The following is a 17,664-nucleotide window of genomic DNA, read 5'->3' on the forward strand; positions in this document are numbered from 1 at the left end:
CCTGTGTGACTGTGACGGCCGAGGGGGCCGTGATGTGCGCTCGGATGCGTTGCGGAAGGATTGCGAAGCGGCCACGGTGAGGGGCCGCCGAGACCGGTGGGTGATCTTCCGGATTCCTACGAGACGATGTCCTTGTGCCGGAAGCCGCGGAAGGCCAGGGCGAACAGGACGAGCGCGTACGTCACCGAGATCGCGGCGCCCTGGATCATCCCGCCCCACTCCGGTGTCGGCTGGATGACGTCGGCCCAGGCGAACTGCCAGTGGGCGGGCAGGAAGTCGCGCCAGTGGCCGAGGGCGGTGACGGCGTCCAGGACGTTGCCCACGATGGTCAGGCCGACCGCGCCGCCGACGGCGCCGAGCGGGGCGTCCGTCTTCGTCGAGAGCCAGAACGCGAGCCCCGCGGTGACCAGTTGGGACACGAAGATGTACGCGATCACGGCGAGCAGCCGCTGGGCCGCGGTGCCGGCGGAGAGCGCGCCGCCGGTGGGGATCTCCAGGGGGCCCCAGCCGTAGGCGGCGGTGCCCACGGCCAGCGCGACGACCGGCAGCAGGACCATCGCCGCGAGGCTGAGTCCGAGCGCGACGGTGAGCTTGGACCACAGCAGCCGGGCTCGGGGCACGGGCGCCGCCAGCAGATAGCGCAGGGAGGACCAGCTCGCCTCGGAGGCGACGGTGTCGCCGCAGAACAGCGCGACCGGGATCACCAGCAGGAAGCCCGCCGACACGAACAGGTTCACCGCGGCGAAGTTGGCGCCCGAGGCGGTGGCGGTGTCCATCAGGGTGATCCGGTCGTTGCGCCCGCCGGGCTGCCCGCCGATCGCGAACGCGATCAGCAGGACGAAGGGCAGGGCCGCGAGGATCGCGCCCATCACCAGGGTGCGGCGGCGCTTGAGCTGGCGGACGAGTTCGACGCGCAGCGGCAGGGTGCGGCGCGCCCGGTACCCGTCGGCCGTGCCGGTCCGCTCCAGGAGCGTGCTCATGCGGAGCCTCCGATCAGGGTGAGGAACGCGTCCTCCAGACGGCGGTGGGGTCCCACCGCCGTGACGGGCACTTCGAGGCGTACGAGTTCGACGACCAGGCGTTGCGCGCTGCCGTCGGGGTCGAGGCGGACGAGGAGTCCTTCCTCGGTGGCGACGGCCGAGAGCACGCCGGGCAGCGCGCCGACCTTCTCGACGACCGGCGCGTCGACGGGTGCCCCGGTGCCGACGAGCAGGGTGTCGCCCGAGCCGATGATCTCGGACACCGGTCCGGCCTGGACGAGCCGGCCGCGGTCCATGACGACGAGGTGGGTGCAGGACTGCTCGACCTCGGCGAGGAGATGGCTGGAGACGATGACCGTGCGGCCGGCCGCCGCGTAGCGGATCATCACCTGGCGCATCTCGCGGATCTGCGGCGGGTCGAGGCCGTTGGTGGGTTCGTCGAGGATCAGCAGGTCGGGGAGGCCGAGCATGGCCTGGGCGATGGCGAGGCGCTGGCGCATGCCCTGGGAGTAGGTGCGCACGGCGCGGGCGAGGGCGTCGCCGAGGCCGGCGATCTCCAGTGCCTCCTCCATGTGGGCGTCCTCGGGGGGCCGCCCCGTGGCCTGCCAGTACAGCTCCAGGTTCTCGCGGCCGGTCAGGTGCGGGAGGAAGCCCGCGCCCTCGACGAACGCTCCGACGCGGGAGAGGACGGGCGCGCCGGGCCGGATCGCGTGCCCGAAGACATGGATCTCGCCGTCGTCGGGGGTGATGAGGCCCATGAGCATGCGCAGGGTGGTGGTCTTGCCCGCGCCGTTCGGCCCGAGCAGGCCGAGGACCTGGCCCTTCTCCACGCGGAACGACAGGTCCTTGACCGCGTACCGGTCGGCGGACTTGGCGTAGCGCTTGGCGAGGCCGGTGATCTGGAGGGGGACGTCGGCCAGTTCGGGGTCGGGCGCGGGGGCGCTCGTGCGGCGGCGGCCGGCTGTCACCAGGGCGAGGGCGGCGAGCGCTCCGGCGAGCGGCAGCCACCACACCCAGGAGGGCAGCGGGGCGGCCGCGGTCCTCACGGCGGGCGCGGTGGGGACCTGGAGGGCGCTCTTGAGGGCCACGGTGTACGTGGCGGGGGCGGCCGGGGAGGCGTAGCCGAGGTCGGTCGAGGCGAGGACCAGGCGCAGCCGGTGGCCCTTCTGGACCGCGTGGTCGATCGCGGGCAGCGTGAGGGTGACGTCCTTGCCCTTCTTCGCGCCCTCGACGCGGACCGGGGTGACGAGCTGGGAGGGCAGCACCTGCTGGGTGCCGCCGGGGCCGACGTCGTACACCTTCCCGAAGAGGACGGCGTCGTCGGTGCTGGAGCGCACGTGCACGGTGACGGTCGGCGAGCCGGTGATCCGCAGGTCGTCCCGCAGGGGCGCGGACTGGAAGCGGGCGTACTGGCCGGGGAAGTCCAGGGAGATCCCGACGCCGAGGGTGGAGAGCTGGGCGAGGCCGCCTGCGCCGCCGAGTCCCGGCAGGGCCGAGATGGCGGGCGGGCTGGCACCGGCCGGGTTCTGGAAGCTCTGCTCACGGCCGCTCAGCGCGACGGTGTGCCGGCCGCTGTCCAGCCCGGGATAGGTGCCGGAGCTCGCGCCGCGCAGCAGGGCGGCGCCGTCGGTGGAGTCGACGCCTCCGGTGCGGGTGACGCGGAAGGCGGGGCCGGTGGCGACGCTCTTGTCGTCCTTGAGGTAGCGGTCGAACCACGAGACGACCCGGGACGTCACACGGTCGCTCTCCATGTCGCCGCCGTCGTGTCCGCCGGCGATCCAGTCGACGTCGACGGGGGCGCCGTTGGCCTTGATCGCCTCGGCCATGGCGTCGGCCTGGCCGAGCGGGAAGAGGGAGTCGGACTGGCCCTGGGTGATGAGGGTGGGGACCTTGATGCGGTCGCCGACGGCGGAGGGGCTGCGGTCCTGGAGCAGCTTCCTCGCCGCCGCGTCGGGCCTGCCGGACTCCGCGACCCTGTCGTACATCGCGCACAGCTCGGGCTCGAAGCGGGCGCAGCCGCCGCCCGAGTTGATGAAGATGCCCGCCCAGAGCTTCTTGAACACGCCGTTCGGGAACAGGGCGTCCGCGAGGTTCCAGTAGGTGATCGAGGGGGCGATGGCGTCGACGCGCGGGTCGTCGGCGGCGGCCAGCAGGGAGATCGCCCCGCCGTACGAGGCGCCCGCCACGCCGACCCTCGGGTCGCCGCTCCGGTCGAGGCGGACCTCGGGGCGCCGGGCGAGCCAGTCGACGAGCCGGGAGACGTCGGCGACCTCGGCCTTGGGGTCGTTCAGCCCGATCCGGCCGGTGGACCTGCCGAAGCCGCGGGCCGACCAGGTCAGGACCGCGTATCCGTCACGGGCGAGCTTCTCCGCCTCGTCGCGTACGTCGGCCTTGCTGCCGCCGAAGCCGTGCGCGAGCAGGACGGCGGGTCGGCGCCGCGAGGCGGGTCCCGCGGTGAAGTACGAGGTGTCGATCCGCACTCCGTCCATGGCCATGACGCGGTCGGCGCGGTGCACGGCCGGCGCGTCGTCGGAGGCGACGGCCGTCCAGGTGCCCGCGCCGGCGAGCACGACGAGGGCCGCGGCGGCGGCCGCCCATCTCCCGCGGGCTCGCGCCCTCGTGGGGGCGGGGAGTTGCCCCCGGCGCGGCCCGCGCGGCCGGGGCAGTCGAAGATCCATGCCTCAACGGTACGGGCGGGCGACGGCGACGGGGGCAGCCGCCGGGCTGAACCGGCACCCCTCCCAGGGGAGTACCGCGGGTGTCCCGTGTACCGCGTCCGTGGTACGAACCCCCCATGGAGCTGCGCCGCGCCGCCACCGTCCGGGAACTGACCGCCGCCGAGTCCCTCTTCGACCATCCCGTGCGTCCCGAGTGGGCCCGGCGGTTCCTGGAGGCGCAGGGCCATCATCTGTTCCTGGCCTACGAGGGCGAGGTGCCGGCGGGGTTCGTCAGCGGAGTCGAGACGGTCCACCCGGACAAGGGCACCGAGATGTTCCTGTACGAGCTGGCCGTGGCGGAGCCGTTCCGGCGGCGGGGCACCGGGCGGGCGCTGGTCCGTGAACTCGCCGCCCTGGCCCGGGAACGCGGCTGCTACGGGATGTGGGTGGGGGTGGACGCCGGAAACGACGTCGCCCTTGCCACGTACCGCAGCGCGGGTGGCAAGGACGACGGGATGTGCACGGTGGTGACGTGGGACTTCGGCTGAGGCTCCGCCGGGGGGCGGGCGGCCTGGAGGGGTCCGCCGGGCGGACCGCTCCGGTCAGACCTGCGCGTCCTCCGGGATCGACACCAGCCAGCGGGTGTCGCGGCGCGGGCGCAGGTAGAAGGCCCAGTACAGGGTGGCGACGGCGGTGATGCCGCCGGTCCACAGCAGGTACTGCGTCTCCTGCTGGGTCAGGACGTAGGCGAGGACGACGATCAGCAGGATCGGCATGGCGGGCCACAGGGGCATCCGCCAGGCGGGGGTGTGGCGGTGGTGGCCGCGCCGGGCGAGCAGGGCGGCGACGGCGACGAGCAGGTACATGGCGGTCACCGCCACGCCGGTGACGCCGTACAGGGTGTCGAGGTTGACGAAGCAGAGGGCGGCGCCGGGGACGCCGACCAGCAGGGTGGCGACCCAGGGGGAACCGAAGCGGCCGAGCTTGGACAGGCCGTTGTTGACCGGCTCGGGCCAGGCCTTGTCGCGGGCCGAGGCGAACAGGACGCGCGAGTTCTGGATGACCATGACGATGCCCGCGTTGATGATCGCGAGGGCGACGCAGAGGCTGACGAAGGTGCCGACGGCGGAGTTGGACCAGGCCGTGACCATGCTGCTGATGTCGCCGCCGGTGAGCTCCTTGATGTCGGAGGCGCCCATGGTGATGGCGACTACCGGGACCAGGATGACGACCGTGGAGATGGCGAGGGTGGCCAGCACCGTGCGGGCGACGTTGCGGCGCGGGTTCTCCAGTTCCTCGGAGAGGTAGACGGCGGTGGAGAAGCCCTGCGTGGCGAAGAGGGCGATGGCGAGCCCGGAGATGACGAGCATGGCCGTCACGGGGTCGGTGTGCGCGCCGGTCCCGGCGACCTGCATCGAGGTGAGGCTGCCGAGGCCGCGGTGGGCGTGGGTGAAGCCGAGCAGGGCCACGACGCCGGCCGCGATGACCTCCAGGACCAGGAAGATGCCGGTGATCCAGGCGTTGGCGCGCAGGTCGAGCAGGCCGGCGACGGTGGCGAGGAGCATCACGCCCGCGCCGGTCATCGCCGGGTCGAGGTGCACCAGCGGCGCGAGGTAGTCGGCGGTGCCGATGGCGATCACCGGCGGGACGATCATGACCACCAGCAGCGACATCACGAAGACGAGCCAGCCCGCGAGCCGTCCGGCCATCGTGGAGACCATGGCGTACTCGCCGCCGGCGCTGGGGATGAGGGTGCCCAGCTCCGAGTAGCAGAACGCCACGGCGATACAGAGCAGCGAGCCGATCGCGATCGTGAGGGCGGTCGCGGTGCCGAGTGAGCCGAAGAGGTCGGGTATGACCACGAACAGCGTCGAGGCCGGTGTCACGCAGGACAGCGTCAGCAGCGTGCCGCCGACGACGCCGATGGAACGCTTGAGCGTCTTCGGGTTCCCGGTCGCCGTTGGGGCGGCGTCCAGGACGGCGGTCTCGACGGGGCGGAGCGTGTCGGTCATGAAGCGGTTCCGATCAACTCGTGCATCTGAGGTTCGGGCGGGAGCGATATCGCCTCCGGCGGCTCGCGTCGTTCTTCGTTCTCGTCCGCTCCCGCGCTGATGGAACCTTGACGGAAACCGTTGCGTCAATAGCGGTTTACCTACGGAATCCGCAAGACCGGAGCGACGCACATCACATTGTTTTCCCAGGCTGCAAACTCATCTTGTTGCAATCATCAGGACCTTCTCCATTTCGACCTTGCTTTCAAAGGCCACATGGAGAGTTGGCCTCCATCACTCGGTTAATCCCTCGTGAACGGGAATCGTTGTGGAGGCGTCAAAAAAACGTCAAGCCGTCCGCTATGCGGACGGCTTGACGGGGTGGTTCGGGCGGGGCTCAGTGGTTGCGCGGGAAGCCCAGGTCGACGCCGGCGGGGGCCTCGGACGGGTCCGGCCAGCGGGTGGTGACGACCTTGCCGCGGGTGTAGAAGTGCGTGCCGTCGTTCCCGTAGATGTGGTGGTCCCCGAAGAGGGAGTCCTTCCAGCCGCCGAAGGAGTGGTAGCCCACCGGCACCGGGATCGGCACGTTCACGCCGACCATGCCCGCCTCGATCTCCAGCTGGAAACGGCGGGCCGCGCCGCCGTCATGGGTGAAGATCGCGGTGCCGTTGCCGAAGGGGGACGCGTTGATCAGCGCCACGCCCTCCTCGTAGGTGTCCACGCGCAGCACGCACAGCACCGGGCCGAAGATCTCGTCCTTGTACGCGTCCGCCGTCACCGGCACCCGGTCCAGGAGCGAGAGGCCGATCCAGTGGCCGTCCTCGTAGCCCTCGACCGTGTAGCCCGTGCCGTCGAGGACGACCTCGCAGCCCTGGTCGGCGGCGCCCTTCACGTAGGAGGCCACCTTGTCGCGGTGGACGGCCGTGATGAGCGGCCCCATCTCGGAGGCCGGGTCGTTGCCGGGACCGATCTTGATCTTCTCGGCGCGCTCGCGGATCTTGGCCACCAGCTCGTCACCGACGGCGCCGACCGCCACGACCGCGGAGATCGCCATGCAGCGCTCGCCGGCCGAGCCGTACGCGGCCGAGACGGCGGCGTCGGCCGCGGCGTCCAGGTCGGCGTCGGGCAGGACCAGCATGTGGTTCTTGGCGCCGCCCAGGGCCTGGACCCGCTTGTGGTTCGCGGCGGCGGTGGTGTGGATGTAGCGGGCGATCGGCGTCGAGCCGACGAAGGACACCGCCTTGACGTCCGGGTGCTCCAGGAGGCGGTCCACGGCCACCTTGTCGCCGTGCACCACGTTGAAGACACCGTCGGGCAGACCGGCCTCGGCCAGCAGCTCGGCGAGCTTCATGGCGGCCGACGGGTCCTTCTCCGACGGCTTGAGGACGAAGGTGTTGCCGCAGGCGATGGCGATGGGGAACATCCACATCGGGACCATCGCCGGGAAGTTGAACGGCGTGATGCCCGCGACGACACCCAGCGACTGGCGGATCGAGGACACGTCGACCCGGGAGGCCACCTCGGTCGACAGCTCGCCCTTGAGCTGCGTCGTGATCCCGCAGGCCAGCTCGACGATCTCCAGACCGCGGGCGACCTCGCCGAGCGCGTCCGAGTGCACCTTGCCGTGCTCGGCGGTGATCAGGGCGGCGATCTCGTCGCGGTGGGCGTCGAGCAGCGCGCGGAACTTGAACAGGATCGTGGTGCGCTTGGCCAGCGACGACGTCCCCCAGGTGGCGTACGCGTCCTTCGCGGCGGCGACCGCGGCGTCGACCTCCTCGACACTCGCGAACGCGACCCTCGTGGTCACGGCGCCGGTGGCCGGGTCGGTGACCGGCCCGTACGCACCCGACGCACCTTCGACGGACTTGCCACCGATCCAGTGGTCGACGGTCTTCGTCATGGCCAATTACTCCTTCACAGATGGCGTCGTCGGGCGGCGACGTGCCGGTCGTACTCCTCGCGGGCCTTCACCGCCGACGCTCGGGTCGCGGTCTCGGCCACAGGTACATCCCACCAGGCCTGGGCCGGGGGCGCGCCCGACACTGTGTCTGCCGTTTCGGTCTCCACGTAGACACAAGTGGGAGTGTCCGCCTCGCGCGCCTCGGCCAGGGCCGCCCGCAGGTCACGCACGGTCCCCGCGCGCAGGACACGCATGCCCAGACTGGCCGCGTTGGCCGCGAGATCGACCGGCAACGGCACCCCTGTGTACGTACGGTCGGCGGCCAGACGGCGGTACGCCGTGCCCAGGCGCTCGCCGCCCACCGCCTCCGAGAGCCCGCCGATCGACGCGTACCCGTGGTTCTGGAGGAGGACCACCTTGATCGCGACGCCCTCCTGGACGGCGGTGACGATCTCGGTCGGCATCATCAGATACGTGCCGTCGCCGACCAGCGCCCACACCGGCCGGTCCGGGGCCGCCATCCGCACCCCGATCGCGGCCGGGATCTCGTAGCCCATGCAGGAGTAGCCGTACTCGACGTGGTACTGGTCGCGCGACCGCGCCCGCCACAGCTTGTGCAGGTCGCCGGGGAGCGAACCGGCCGCGTTGATCAGGATGTCGTCCTCGGTGACCAGGTCGTCGAGCGCGCCGAGGACCTGCGGCTGGGTCGGCCGGACGTCGATGTCCTCCGCCTCGTAGGCCGAATCGACCCGGTGCTCCCAGCGCTCCTTGCCGTCCGTGTACTCGGCGACGTACGCGGCCTCCGCGCGGTGCCGGTCGGCGAGCAGCGCCTCGGTGAGCGCCTGAAGGGCGGTGCGCGCGTCGGCGACCAGCGGGGTGCCGGCGAGTTTGTGGCCGTCGTGGGGAGCGATGTTGAGGTTGAGGAAGCGGACGCCCGGGGCCGCGAACAGCGTGCCCGAGGCGGTGGTGAAGTCGGTGTAGCGGGTGCCGACGCCGATCACCAGGTCGGCGGTGCGGGCGAGTCCGTCGGCGGTCGCCGTGCCGGTGTGCCCGATGCCGCCGACGTCCTGCGGGTGGTCCCAGCGCAGCGAGCCCTTGCCGGCCTGGGTGGAGGCGACGGGGATACCGGTGGCCGAGGCGAGCTCCGCGAGCACCTCCTCGGCACGGCTGTGGTGCACACCGCCGCCCGCGACGATCAGCGGACGCCGGGCCCCTCGGATCGCCTCGACGGCGCGCGCCAGCTCGCCGGAGTCGGGCGCCGGGCGCCGTACGCGCCAGGTCCGTTCGGCGAAGAACTCCTCGGGCCAGTCGTACGCCTCCACCTGCACGTCCTGCGGCAGCGCGAGCGTGACGGCGCCGGTCTCGACCGGGTCGGTGAGCACGCGCATCGCCTGGAGGGCCGCCGGGATCAGCGCCTCGGGGCGGGTGATCCGGTCGAAGTACCGCGACACCGGGCGCAGACAGTCGTTGACCGACACGTCCCCGGCGTGGGGGACCTCCAGCTGCTGGAGCACCGGGTCGGCGGGGCGGGCCGCGAAGACGTCGCCGGGCAGGAGCAGCACCGGCAGATGGTTGACGGTGGCGAGCGCGGCGCCGGTGACGAGGTTGGTGGCGCCGGGCCCGATGGAGGTGGTCACGGCGTGCGCGGAGAGCCGGCCGCACTGGCGCGCGTAGCCGACGGCCGCGTGCACCATGGCCTGTTCGTTGCGCCCCTGGTGGAACGGCATCACGGGGGGCGCGGAGGAGATGCCCCCGCCGGGCACGGTGGCGTGCTCGACGAGCGCCTGGCCGATGCCCGCGACGTTGCCGTGGCCGAAGATGCCCCACATGGCGCCGATCAGCCGGTGCCGGGCGCCGTCCCGTTCGGTGTACTGCGCGGCGAGGAACCGCACCAGCGCCTGTGCGACGGTCAGCCTCGTCGTCGAGGTCATCGGTATCCCCCTGTGCTGTTCGCGTGGTCCGGGTGGAAGCGGATCCGCCACTCCCTGTCCCCGCCCGGCCCGGCCATGACGTTGAGGTAGTACATGGCGTGACCGGGCTGGGCGATGGACGGACCGTGCCAGCCGTCGGGCACGAGGACGGCGTCGCCGGTGCGGACCTCGGCGAGGACGTCCGCACCGCCCTCGCGGGAGGGGAAGACGCGCTGGTAGCCGAAGCCGTCCGGTCCGTCGATCTCGAAGTAGTAGATCTCCTCCAGCCGCGACTCGACACCGGGCAGGTGTTCGTCGTGCTTGTGCGGCGGATACGAGGACCAGTTGCCGCCGGGGGTGACGACCTCCACGGCGATGAGCCGGTCGCAGTCGAAGACGTCCGCGGCGGCGAAATTGCGCACCTGGCGCGCGCACGTGCCGCTGCCGCGGTCTTCGACGGGTACCTCCGGCGCGGGGCCGTAGCGGGCGGGGAGTCGGCGCTCGCACTTCGCTCCTGCCAGGGCGAAGCGGCCTCCCACGCCGGAGGCGATCTGGGCCCGGGCCTCACGGGGAACGTACGCGAAGTCGGAGACTCCGTCGAACACACTCCTCCTGCCCAGGAGTTGGAACTCCTCCTCTTCCATTCCGTCCTTGGTGCGCACCGTGCAACCACCGCGCAGCGGCAGCACGATCCACTCGCTGTCCCCGGTGGTGAAGGTGTGGGTGCCGCCGGGGGCCAGCTCCACGACGCGCAGGCTGCTGTGGGTCCAGCCGGCCCGCTCGGGGTCGATGTCGAGGGCGTAGTGGGCGTCCGAGGCGCTGCCCCTGGGCACGTACAGCCCGTTGTCCGGACGTCTCATGCGGCCCTCACAGGAGTCCTACGGCGGTGTCCACGGCCGCGGCGACATCGCCGTCCGCGGGGTACAGCAGCGAACGGCCCACCACCAGGCCCTGCACGGTGGGGAGTTGGAGCGCCCCGCGCCATTTCTCGTACGCACCCTCCTGGTCCTCGCCGACCTCTCCGCCGAGCAGTACGGCGGGCAGTGTGCACGTCTCCATGACCCGGGCCATGTCGTCGGGGTTCTCGGTGACGGGGACCTTCAGCCAGGTGTACGCCGAACTGCCGCCCAGACCGGCGGCGATGGCGATGGACTTGGTGACGGCCTCGGCGCTCAGATCGTTGCGCAGGGTGCCGTCGTGCCGGCGACGGCAGAGGAACGGTTCGACGAAGACCGGAAGTTGGCGTTCGGCCATGCCGTCGATCACCCGGGCGGCGGACTCCAGGGTGCGCACCGATCCGGGGTCGTCGTAGTCGATGCGCAGCAGCAGTTTTCCGGCGTCGAAACCGAGCCGTTCGATGTCCTTGGGACGGTGGCCGGTGAACCGGTCGTCCAGTTCGAAGACGGAGCCCGCGAGTCCGCCGCGGTTCATCGACCCGATGACCACCTTGCCGTCGAGGACGCCGAGCAGCAGCAGGTCGTCGAGTATGTCGGCGGTGGCGAGCACGCCGTCGACGCCGGGGCGGGAGAGCGCGACGCACAGGCGCTCCAGCAGCCCGGCGCGGTCCGCCATGGCCAGGCTCCGGTCGCCGACGGCCAGCATGCCGCGGGCCGGGTGGTCCGCGGCGACGATCATCAGCCGCCCGGAGCCGTCGAGCAGCGGTCGCCGCACCCGCCGGGCGGCGGCCTCGGCGATCGCCTCCGGGTGCCGGGCCCGGAGGCGGACCAGGGCGGAGACGTCGACGCGCGGGTGGGCGCGGGCGTCGCCTCCCTGTTCGGGTCGGGCGCCGCCGACGTGGCCCGCCCTCATCGCACCGCTCCGGCGGCGAGGGCCCGTTCGATCTCGTGCGGGGTGGGCATCGCGGAGGAGCACTCCAGCCGGGAGGCGACGATGGCGCCGGCCGCGTTCGCGTGCCGCATGGTCTTCTCCAGGTCCCAGCCGGCGAGCAGTCCGTGGCACAGGGAGCCGCCGAACGCGTCGCCCGCGCCCAGGCCGTTGAGGACGTCGACCGGGAGGGGCGGGACCTCGGCGGTCGTGCCGTCGCGGTGGACGGCGAGGACGCCCTTGGGGCCCTGTTTCACCACGGCGAGCTCGGGGCCGGCTTCGAGGAGGGCCGCGGCGGCGGTGTGCGGCTCGCGTTCCCCGGTGGCGATCTCGACCTCGTCGATGTTGCCGACGGCGACGGTGGCGTGGCGCAGGGCCTCGGCGTAGAAGGGGTGCGCGGAGGCCGGGTCCCGCCAGAACATGGGGCGCCAGTCGAGGTCGAAGACCGTCGTGCCTGAGCGGGCGCGGTGAGCCAGCGCGGTCAGGGTGGCCGTCCGGCTGGGTTCCGCGCTGAGTCCCGTGCCGGTCATCCAGAAGACGCCGGCATCGCGCAGGGCGTCGAGGTCGAGTTCGGCGGCGTCGATCTCCAGGTCGGGGGCCTTGGGCTGCCGGTAGAAGTAGAGCGGGAAGTCGTCCGGCGGGAAGATCTCGCAGAAGGTGACCGGCGTCGGCAGTCCCGGGACCTCGGTGACCCAGCGGTCGTCGACGCCGAACGCGCGCAGCGCCTCGTGCAGATAGGTTCCGAAGGGATCGGCGCCCGTTCGGGTGACGACCGCCGTACGCCGTCCGAGCCGCGCGGCCGCCACCGCGACGTTCGTGGCCGAGCCGCCGAGGAACTTGCCGAAGGAGGTCACCCGGGACAGCGGGACCCCCGTCTGCAACGGGTAGAGGTCCACGCCGATCCGCCCCATGGTGATCAGCTCGTACGCCATCGCGTTCCCTTCCGCGCGGTCCCTGCGGCTGCCCCCAGGTCTAGTGCCGCACGGGAAGCCTGTCAACGTTTTGTCCAGACATTCGGACCAGGGCTTGACACCTCCACGGAGCCGCCGGAAGCTGGCGCCCATGACGTCGTCGCAGCCGCAGTCATCGCCGCAGCCGTCCCCCGGACCCTCGCAGAAGTCGTCACCGCGGTCGTCACCTCCGTCCTCACTGTCGCGCATCCGGATCGGTTCGGCTCCCGATTCCTGGGGCGTCTGGTTCCCCGACGATCCCCGGCAGGTTCCCTGGCAGCGCTTCCTCGACGAGGTCTCCGGATCGGGCTACGAGTGGATCGAGCTCGGCCCGTACGGCTACCTGCCCACCGATCCCGACGTCCTGCGGGAGGAGACCGCCCGGCGCGGGCTCAAGGTCTCGGCGGGCACGGTCTTCACCGGACTGCACCGGGGCCCCGACGTCTGGGAGTCCACCTGGGCGCACGTCTCGGACATCGCGGAGCTGGCCCGGGCGACGGGCGCCGGGCATCTCGTGGTCATCCCGGCCTTCTGGCGGGACGACAAGACCGGCGCGGTGCTGGAGGACAGCGTGCTGACGCCGGCCCAGTGGCGCGATCTGGCCTCCCAGACCGAGCGGCTCGCCCATGAGGTGCGCGAGCGCTACGGGCTGAGTGTCGTCGTCCATCCGCACGCCGACACCCACATCGACACCGAGGAGAACGTCACCCGTTTCCTCGACGCGACCGACTCCTCGCTGGTGTCGCTGTGCCTGGACACGGGCCACTACGCCTACTGCGGCGGCGACAGCGTCAAGCTCATCGAGACGTACGGCGAACGCATCGGCTACCTCCACCTCAAGCAGGTGGACCCCGCGGTGCTGGCCGGGGTACGCGCCGAGGACCTGCCGTTCGGGCCCGCCGTCGCCCGCGGCGTGATGTGCGAACCGCCGTCCGGCGTACCGGCGCTCGAACCCGTCCTCGCCGCCGCGCAGGACCTGGGCGTCGAGCTGTTCGCGATCGTCGAGCAGGACATGTACCCGTGCCCCCCGGACCGGCCGCTGCCGATCGCCCGGCGCACCCGGGCGTTCCTGAGGTCCTGCGGGGCATGAGCCCCGCGCCCCGGGGCACCCGGAGTCCCGGCCCGCCGGGCGCTCGGGGCCCGGCGGGTCTTCCCGTCCCCGGGGCGGCCGACGGTCCCGGGGGCCACACCTCACCGCCGCCCATGCGTCACTCGTGTCACAAAAAACACCGCCGTGTCACACATGTCACGTATACGCGGGTCTTGTGTCACGCCCGGTCGACAGTCGGGGCCCGGCCCTCACGCTGCGTCGTTCACCGGGCACACGCTTTGTGATCACCAGCGCAGCGCCCGGCTCCCCCGACGACCGTCCCAGGCCGCCGCCGCGGTGCGCGCGGGGAGGTGCCACGCATGACCGACCGCCGACTCTGGTCGTACAAGGAGATCGCCGCGCACATCAAGGTGCAGCCGGACACCGTCCGCTCCTACCGCAAGCACGGGCTGCTGCCGCCGCCCGACCACGTCGAGGCCGGAAAGCCCTACTGGTACGCCGACACCGTCCGCGCCTGGGTCGCCTCCCGGCCGGGGAACAGGGGCCGAAAGGACGGGTGACCTGTCCGGCCCGGCCCCTCACGCCCACGGCTCGATGACCGTCACGCCCACGGCTCGATGACCGTCACCCCCGACCCCGGAGCCGATCCCATCGCGGCGAGGGCGGCCGGAGCGGCGTCCAGGGTGATGGCGGAGGTCACGAGGAGATCGGGGCGCAGCACTCCGGAGCGGACCAGTTCCAGCAGAGGCGGGTAGGCGTGGGCCGCCATTCCGTGGCTGCCCAGCAGTTCGAGTTCGAGGGCGATCACCCGGGCCATCGGGACCGGGGTGGCGCCGGTCGGCGAGGGCAGCAGGCCGACCTGGACGTGCCGGCCGCGACGGCGCAGCCCGTCGACCGAGGCCGCGCAGGTGCCGGGCGATCCGAGGGCGTCCAGCGACACGTGCGCGCCGCCGCCGGTCAGTTCACGGACCGCCTCGGCGGGGTCGGCCACGGCGGAGGCGTCCACGCACTCCGCCGCCCCGAACCTCCGGGCCAGATCGAGCGCCGCCGGGGACACGTCCACGGCCACGACCCGCGCCCCCGAAGCCGCCGCGATCATCACCGCCGAGAGGCCGACGCCACCGCAGCCGTGCACCGCCACCCACTCCCCCGGGGCCGCTCTCCCCTGCGCGACGACCGCCCGGAACGCCGTGGCGAACCGGCAGCCCAGCGAGGCCGCCGTCGCGAAGGACAGCTCCGGCGGAAGCGGGATCAGGTTCACGTCGGCGTGGTCGAGCGCCACGTACTGGGCGAAGGAGCCCCAGTGCGTGAAGCCCGGCTGGGTCTGCCGCTCGCACACCTGCTGGTCGCCGGCCGCGCAGGCGGGACAGCTTCCGCAGGCGCACACGAACGGCACGGTCACCCGGTCGCCGGGGCGATGGCCGGTCACCCCGGCGCCCACCGCCTCGATCACCCCGGCAAGTTCATGGCCGGGCACGTGCGGCAGCGTGATGTCGGGGTCGTGGCCCATCCAGCCGTGCCAGTCGCTCCGGCACAGCCCCGTGGCCTCGACCCGCACCACCACCCCGTGCTCCGCAGGCACCGGGTCCGCCACCTCCCGCACCCCGGCCGGCTCCCCGTACCGCTCGAACACCACCGCCCGCATCGGCTCCCGCCCTCCACTCGGAGATCAGCTTCCGCGCAAACGGTAGGGGATGCGGGCCGGTGGGGTGCGGGGCCGGGTTCGGCTCCGGTCCGGTGGGTGGGTCGGGGCCGTGCCGGTGCATCAGCCCGTCGCCGTTGGGTGAGGAGTGGGCGTCGGTGGCGACGGGCATCGATGTACCGGCACGGCCCCTCGCGTCGCATTCCGGGTGCGGGCGCGTCCCCATTTCAGATCCGATCCGGCCGGGAGGGTTCAGCCCGTCCGGCGTTCGAGGAGCGGGGGGTGGGGAGGGGTGGGGTGGGGCAATCGAGGGGCGCTAACCGCGTGCCTCGGCCTTGTCCCGGTCCGGCTCCGGTTCCGGTATCGGTATCGGCTCGGCGGTGGGTGCCTCGTCCGGGGTCGGGGGCGCGGCGGGCGCCGGGGCCGGTGTCTCTCCCTCGCTCAGGCCGAAACGGTCGTGGAAGCGCCGCAGGGGACCGGGGGCCCACCAGGTGGCCGCGCCCGTCAGCCGCATGACCGCCGGGACCAGCAGACTGCGGACGACCATCGCGTCCATCAGGACGGCGAGCGCGACGCCCAGTCCGAGCATCTTCGTGTTGGCCACCCGGGAGGTGCCGATGGCGACCATCACCACCGCGAGGATGACGGCGGCCGCGGTGATCAGGCCCCCGGTGCGCTGGAGCCCGAAGCGGACCGCCTCCCGGTGGTCGCCGGTGTGGTCGTACTCCTCCTTGATGCGGGAGAGGAGGAACACTCCGTAGTCCATGGAGAGGCCGAAGGCGACGCAGAACATCAGGACCGGGAGGGTCGTCTCGATCGAGCCGGAGCTGGTGAAGTCGAGGAGGCCGGAGAGATGGCCGTCCTGGAACACCCAGACCACGGCGCCGAACATCGCGGTCAGGCTGAGCGCGTTGAGCAGGACCGCCTGGAGCGGGATCAGCACACTGCCCGTCAGCAGGAACACCAGGAACAGGGTGACGATCGCGATGAAGGCGGCCGCCCACGGGAGCCGCTCGGCTATCGCGTGCTTGGAGTCGACCAGGACGGCCGCCGTGCCGGTCACGGAGGTGTCGAACGGGGCGTCCGCGGCGCGGAGTTCGCCGACCAGCCGCTGGGCCCCCTCGTCCACGGCCTCGCCCTTGGGCAGCACCGAGAAGTACGCGGTGTCGCCCTTCACCAGGGGACCGTCCACGCGCAGGACTTCGGGCAGCGCGGCGATCCGCTCCTTGTACCGGGCGTACTCGGCCTCGGTGGCGAACCCCTCGGCCAGGACGTCCAGCGCGCCGCCGGGGCTGCCCGGGAAGCCGTCGCGGATGTGCTGCTGGACGACGTGCGACCCGGCCCCCGAGGGCAGCTGCCGGTCGTCGGCCGTACCGAACTTCACGCCCAGGAACGGCAGTCCGAGGACGATGAGGCCGGCCGTGGTGGCCACCGCGAACAGCGGTGCCCTGCGCATGACGAGGGAGGCCGTGCGGCCCCAGAGGGCTCCGGCGGCGGCCGGGCCCGGCCTACCGCGCCGGAACAGACGCCGCAGATCGAGGGAGTTCACCCGGTCACCGAGGAGCATCAGCGCGGCGGGGAGCAGGATCAGGGCGGCGGCCGCGGCGAGCAGCACGACGGCGATGCCCGCGTAGGCGAAGGAACGCAGGAAGTACTGCGGGAAGACCAGCATCGCGGCCAGCGACACGGCGACCGTGAGCGAGGAGAAGAGGACGGTCCGGCCCGCGGTGCGCAGGGTGACCCCGATCGCGGAGCGCGGCGGGGCGCCGGTGGCCAGCTCCTCGCGGAACCTGCGGACGATGAACAGGGCGTAGTCGATGGCGAGTCCGAGGCCGAGGGCCGTCGTCAGGTTCATCGCGAAGACCGAGACGTCGGTGACCTCGGTGAGTCCGCGCAGCACGGCGTTGGTGCCGAGGATCGCGATGATCCCGACCCCGAGCGGGAGCAGGGCCGCGACGGCGCTCCCGAAGACCATGACCAGCAGCAGGAGGGTCACCGGAAGGGCGATCATCTCGGCCCGGGTGAGGTCCTCCTTGATGGTCGTCTGCATCTCGTGCCGCACGGCGATCGGTCCGCCGATCTCGACCTCGACGGGCCCGCTCTTCCCCCGATAGGAAGGGGCGATGCGGTCCAGGGTGCGGGCCGCGGCCGTCTCGTCGCCGGTGATCCGGGCCGCGATCACCGCCTCGTGGCCGTCGCTCGCCCTCAGCGCGGGTGATCCGGTCCGCCAGTACGAACCGACGCCGGTCACGCCGTGCTCGGCGGCCAGACGCGCGGCGATCCGACTGGCCTCGGCGGCCACGGCGGGGTCGTCCACCGAGGACCGTCCCGCGTCGAGGAGCAGCAGCAGATTGGGCTGCGAGGCGGGGAACTCCCGCTCCAGCGCCTTGGTGGCGTACGTGGACTGCGCGGTCGGGTCCTCCCAGCCCCCGCTGCCCAGCCGGTCCGCGACCCCGCTGCCGGCGACCACGGCGAGCGCGGTCAGCAGCAGGGCGACGAGCAGGGAGAGCCGTGGCCGCGCGGTCACGAACCGGGTCCAGCCGCCGAGACGGGCACCCCCGTCCACGTCCCCGCCCGAGCCCGAGCCCGTACGAGCGTCTCCGCCCTCGCTCCGGCCTCCGCCGGGCCTCGCCCCGGGTCCGGCGTCCGCGCCGTCGACTTCGGACATGATGCGGTGTCCCCTCACCGTGACCCGATGACCCGCTTCCGTGCAGGCATCATGGATCGCCCATTGCCATAGAATGGCAAACACGAGATGT

At 72.4% G+C, this 17,664-nt stretch carries 13 protein-coding genes; 3 read left to right on the forward strand and 10 right to left on the reverse strand.

Translation table 11 applies throughout. The annotated features are described in order from the left end of the window. Window positions 1-116: 116 nt before the first annotated feature. Entirely contained in the window at window positions 117-980 is an 864-nt protein-coding gene (locus tag WJM95_RS11180; RefSeq protein WP_339129439.1) for an ABC transporter permease, read from the reverse strand. Continuing rightward, window positions 977-3,658, reverse strand: a complete 2,682-nt coding sequence (locus tag WJM95_RS11185; RefSeq protein ID WP_339129440.1) for an alpha/beta fold hydrolase — start codon at window positions 3,656-3,658, stop codon at window positions 977-979. Before WJM95_RS11185 ends, WJM95_RS11180 begins: the two co-directional genes overlap by 4 nt. Before the next feature lie 116 nt (window positions 3,659-3,774). On the opposite strand from WJM95_RS11185, the gene WJM95_RS11190 reads away from it, so the two are divergent. Then, entirely contained in the window at window positions 3,775-4,185 is a 411-nt protein-coding gene (locus tag WJM95_RS11190; protein WP_339129441.1) for a GNAT family N-acetyltransferase, read from the forward strand. 54 nt (window positions 4,186-4,239) lie between these two features. Here WJM95_RS11190 and WJM95_RS11195 read toward each other — a convergent pair whose 3' ends face one another. From WJM95_RS11195 to iolC, 6 genes are all read right to left on the reverse strand, one after another. Further along, window positions 4,240-5,649 (reverse strand): APC family permease, encoded by a 1,410-nt coding sequence (locus WJM95_RS11195; RefSeq protein ID WP_339129442.1) that lies wholly within the window; start codon window positions 5,647-5,649, stop codon window positions 4,240-4,242. 376 nt (window positions 5,650-6,025) lie between these two features. Beyond that, complete coding sequence (gene mmsA / locus WJM95_RS11200; RefSeq protein WP_339129443.1) at window positions 6,026-7,528, reverse strand: CoA-acylating methylmalonate-semialdehyde dehydrogenase; 1,503 nt, start codon at window positions 7,526-7,528, stop codon at window positions 6,026-6,028. Between the two features lie 14 nt (window positions 7,529-7,542). Then, window positions 7,543-9,459, reverse strand: a complete 1,917-nt coding sequence (gene iolD, locus WJM95_RS11205; protein WP_339129444.1) for a 3D-(3,5/4)-trihydroxycyclohexane-1,2-dione acylhydrolase (decyclizing) — start codon at window positions 9,457-9,459, stop codon at window positions 7,543-7,545. Then, window positions 9,456-10,298: a 5-deoxy-glucuronate isomerase gene (gene iolB / locus WJM95_RS11210; RefSeq protein WP_339129445.1), complete on the reverse strand. Its 843-nt coding sequence runs from the start codon at window positions 10,296-10,298 to the stop codon at window positions 9,456-9,458. The genes iolD and iolB overlap by 4 nt, the downstream gene beginning before the upstream one ends. Before the next feature lie 7 nt (window positions 10,299-10,305). Continuing rightward, complete coding sequence (locus tag WJM95_RS11215) at window positions 10,306-11,247, reverse strand: deoxyribose-phosphate aldolase (protein WP_339129446.1); 942 nt, start codon at window positions 11,245-11,247, stop codon at window positions 10,306-10,308. Next, window positions 11,244-12,194, reverse strand: coding sequence for a 5-dehydro-2-deoxygluconokinase (gene iolC / locus WJM95_RS11220; RefSeq protein ID WP_339129447.1), 951 nt, complete (start codon window positions 12,192-12,194; stop codon window positions 11,244-11,246). The genes WJM95_RS11215 and iolC overlap by 4 nt, the downstream gene beginning before the upstream one ends. Window positions 12,195-12,324: 130 nt before the next feature. Here iolC and WJM95_RS11225 point away from each other — a divergent pair, with 130 nt between their 5' ends. Next, window positions 12,325-13,302, forward strand: coding sequence for a sugar phosphate isomerase/epimerase (locus tag WJM95_RS11225; protein WP_339129448.1), 978 nt, complete (start codon window positions 12,325-12,327; stop codon window positions 13,300-13,302). A 320-nt stretch (window positions 13,303-13,622) separates the two neighbouring features. Continuing rightward, window positions 13,623-13,823, forward strand: coding sequence for a MerR family transcriptional regulator (locus WJM95_RS11230; RefSeq protein ID WP_339129449.1), 201 nt, complete (start codon window positions 13,623-13,625; stop codon window positions 13,821-13,823). Window positions 13,824-13,864: 41 nt separating this feature from the next. Here WJM95_RS11230 and WJM95_RS11235 read toward each other — a convergent pair whose 3' ends face one another. Further along, on the reverse strand, window positions 13,865-14,908 hold the full coding sequence (locus WJM95_RS11235; protein WP_339129450.1) for a zinc-dependent alcohol dehydrogenase family protein: 1,044 nt from the start codon (window positions 14,906-14,908) through the stop codon (window positions 13,865-13,867). Window positions 14,909-15,221: 313 nt separating this feature from the next. Continuing rightward, window positions 15,222-17,573: an MMPL family transporter gene (locus tag WJM95_RS11240; protein WP_339129451.1), complete on the reverse strand. Its 2,352-nt coding sequence runs from the start codon at window positions 17,571-17,573 to the stop codon at window positions 15,222-15,224. Between the last annotated feature and the right edge of the window lie 91 nt (window positions 17,574-17,664).

This window comes from Streptomyces sp. f51, assembly GCF_037940415.1.
In the GTDB taxonomy this organism is placed as follows: domain Bacteria; phylum Actinomycetota; class Actinomycetes; order Streptomycetales; family Streptomycetaceae; genus Streptomyces.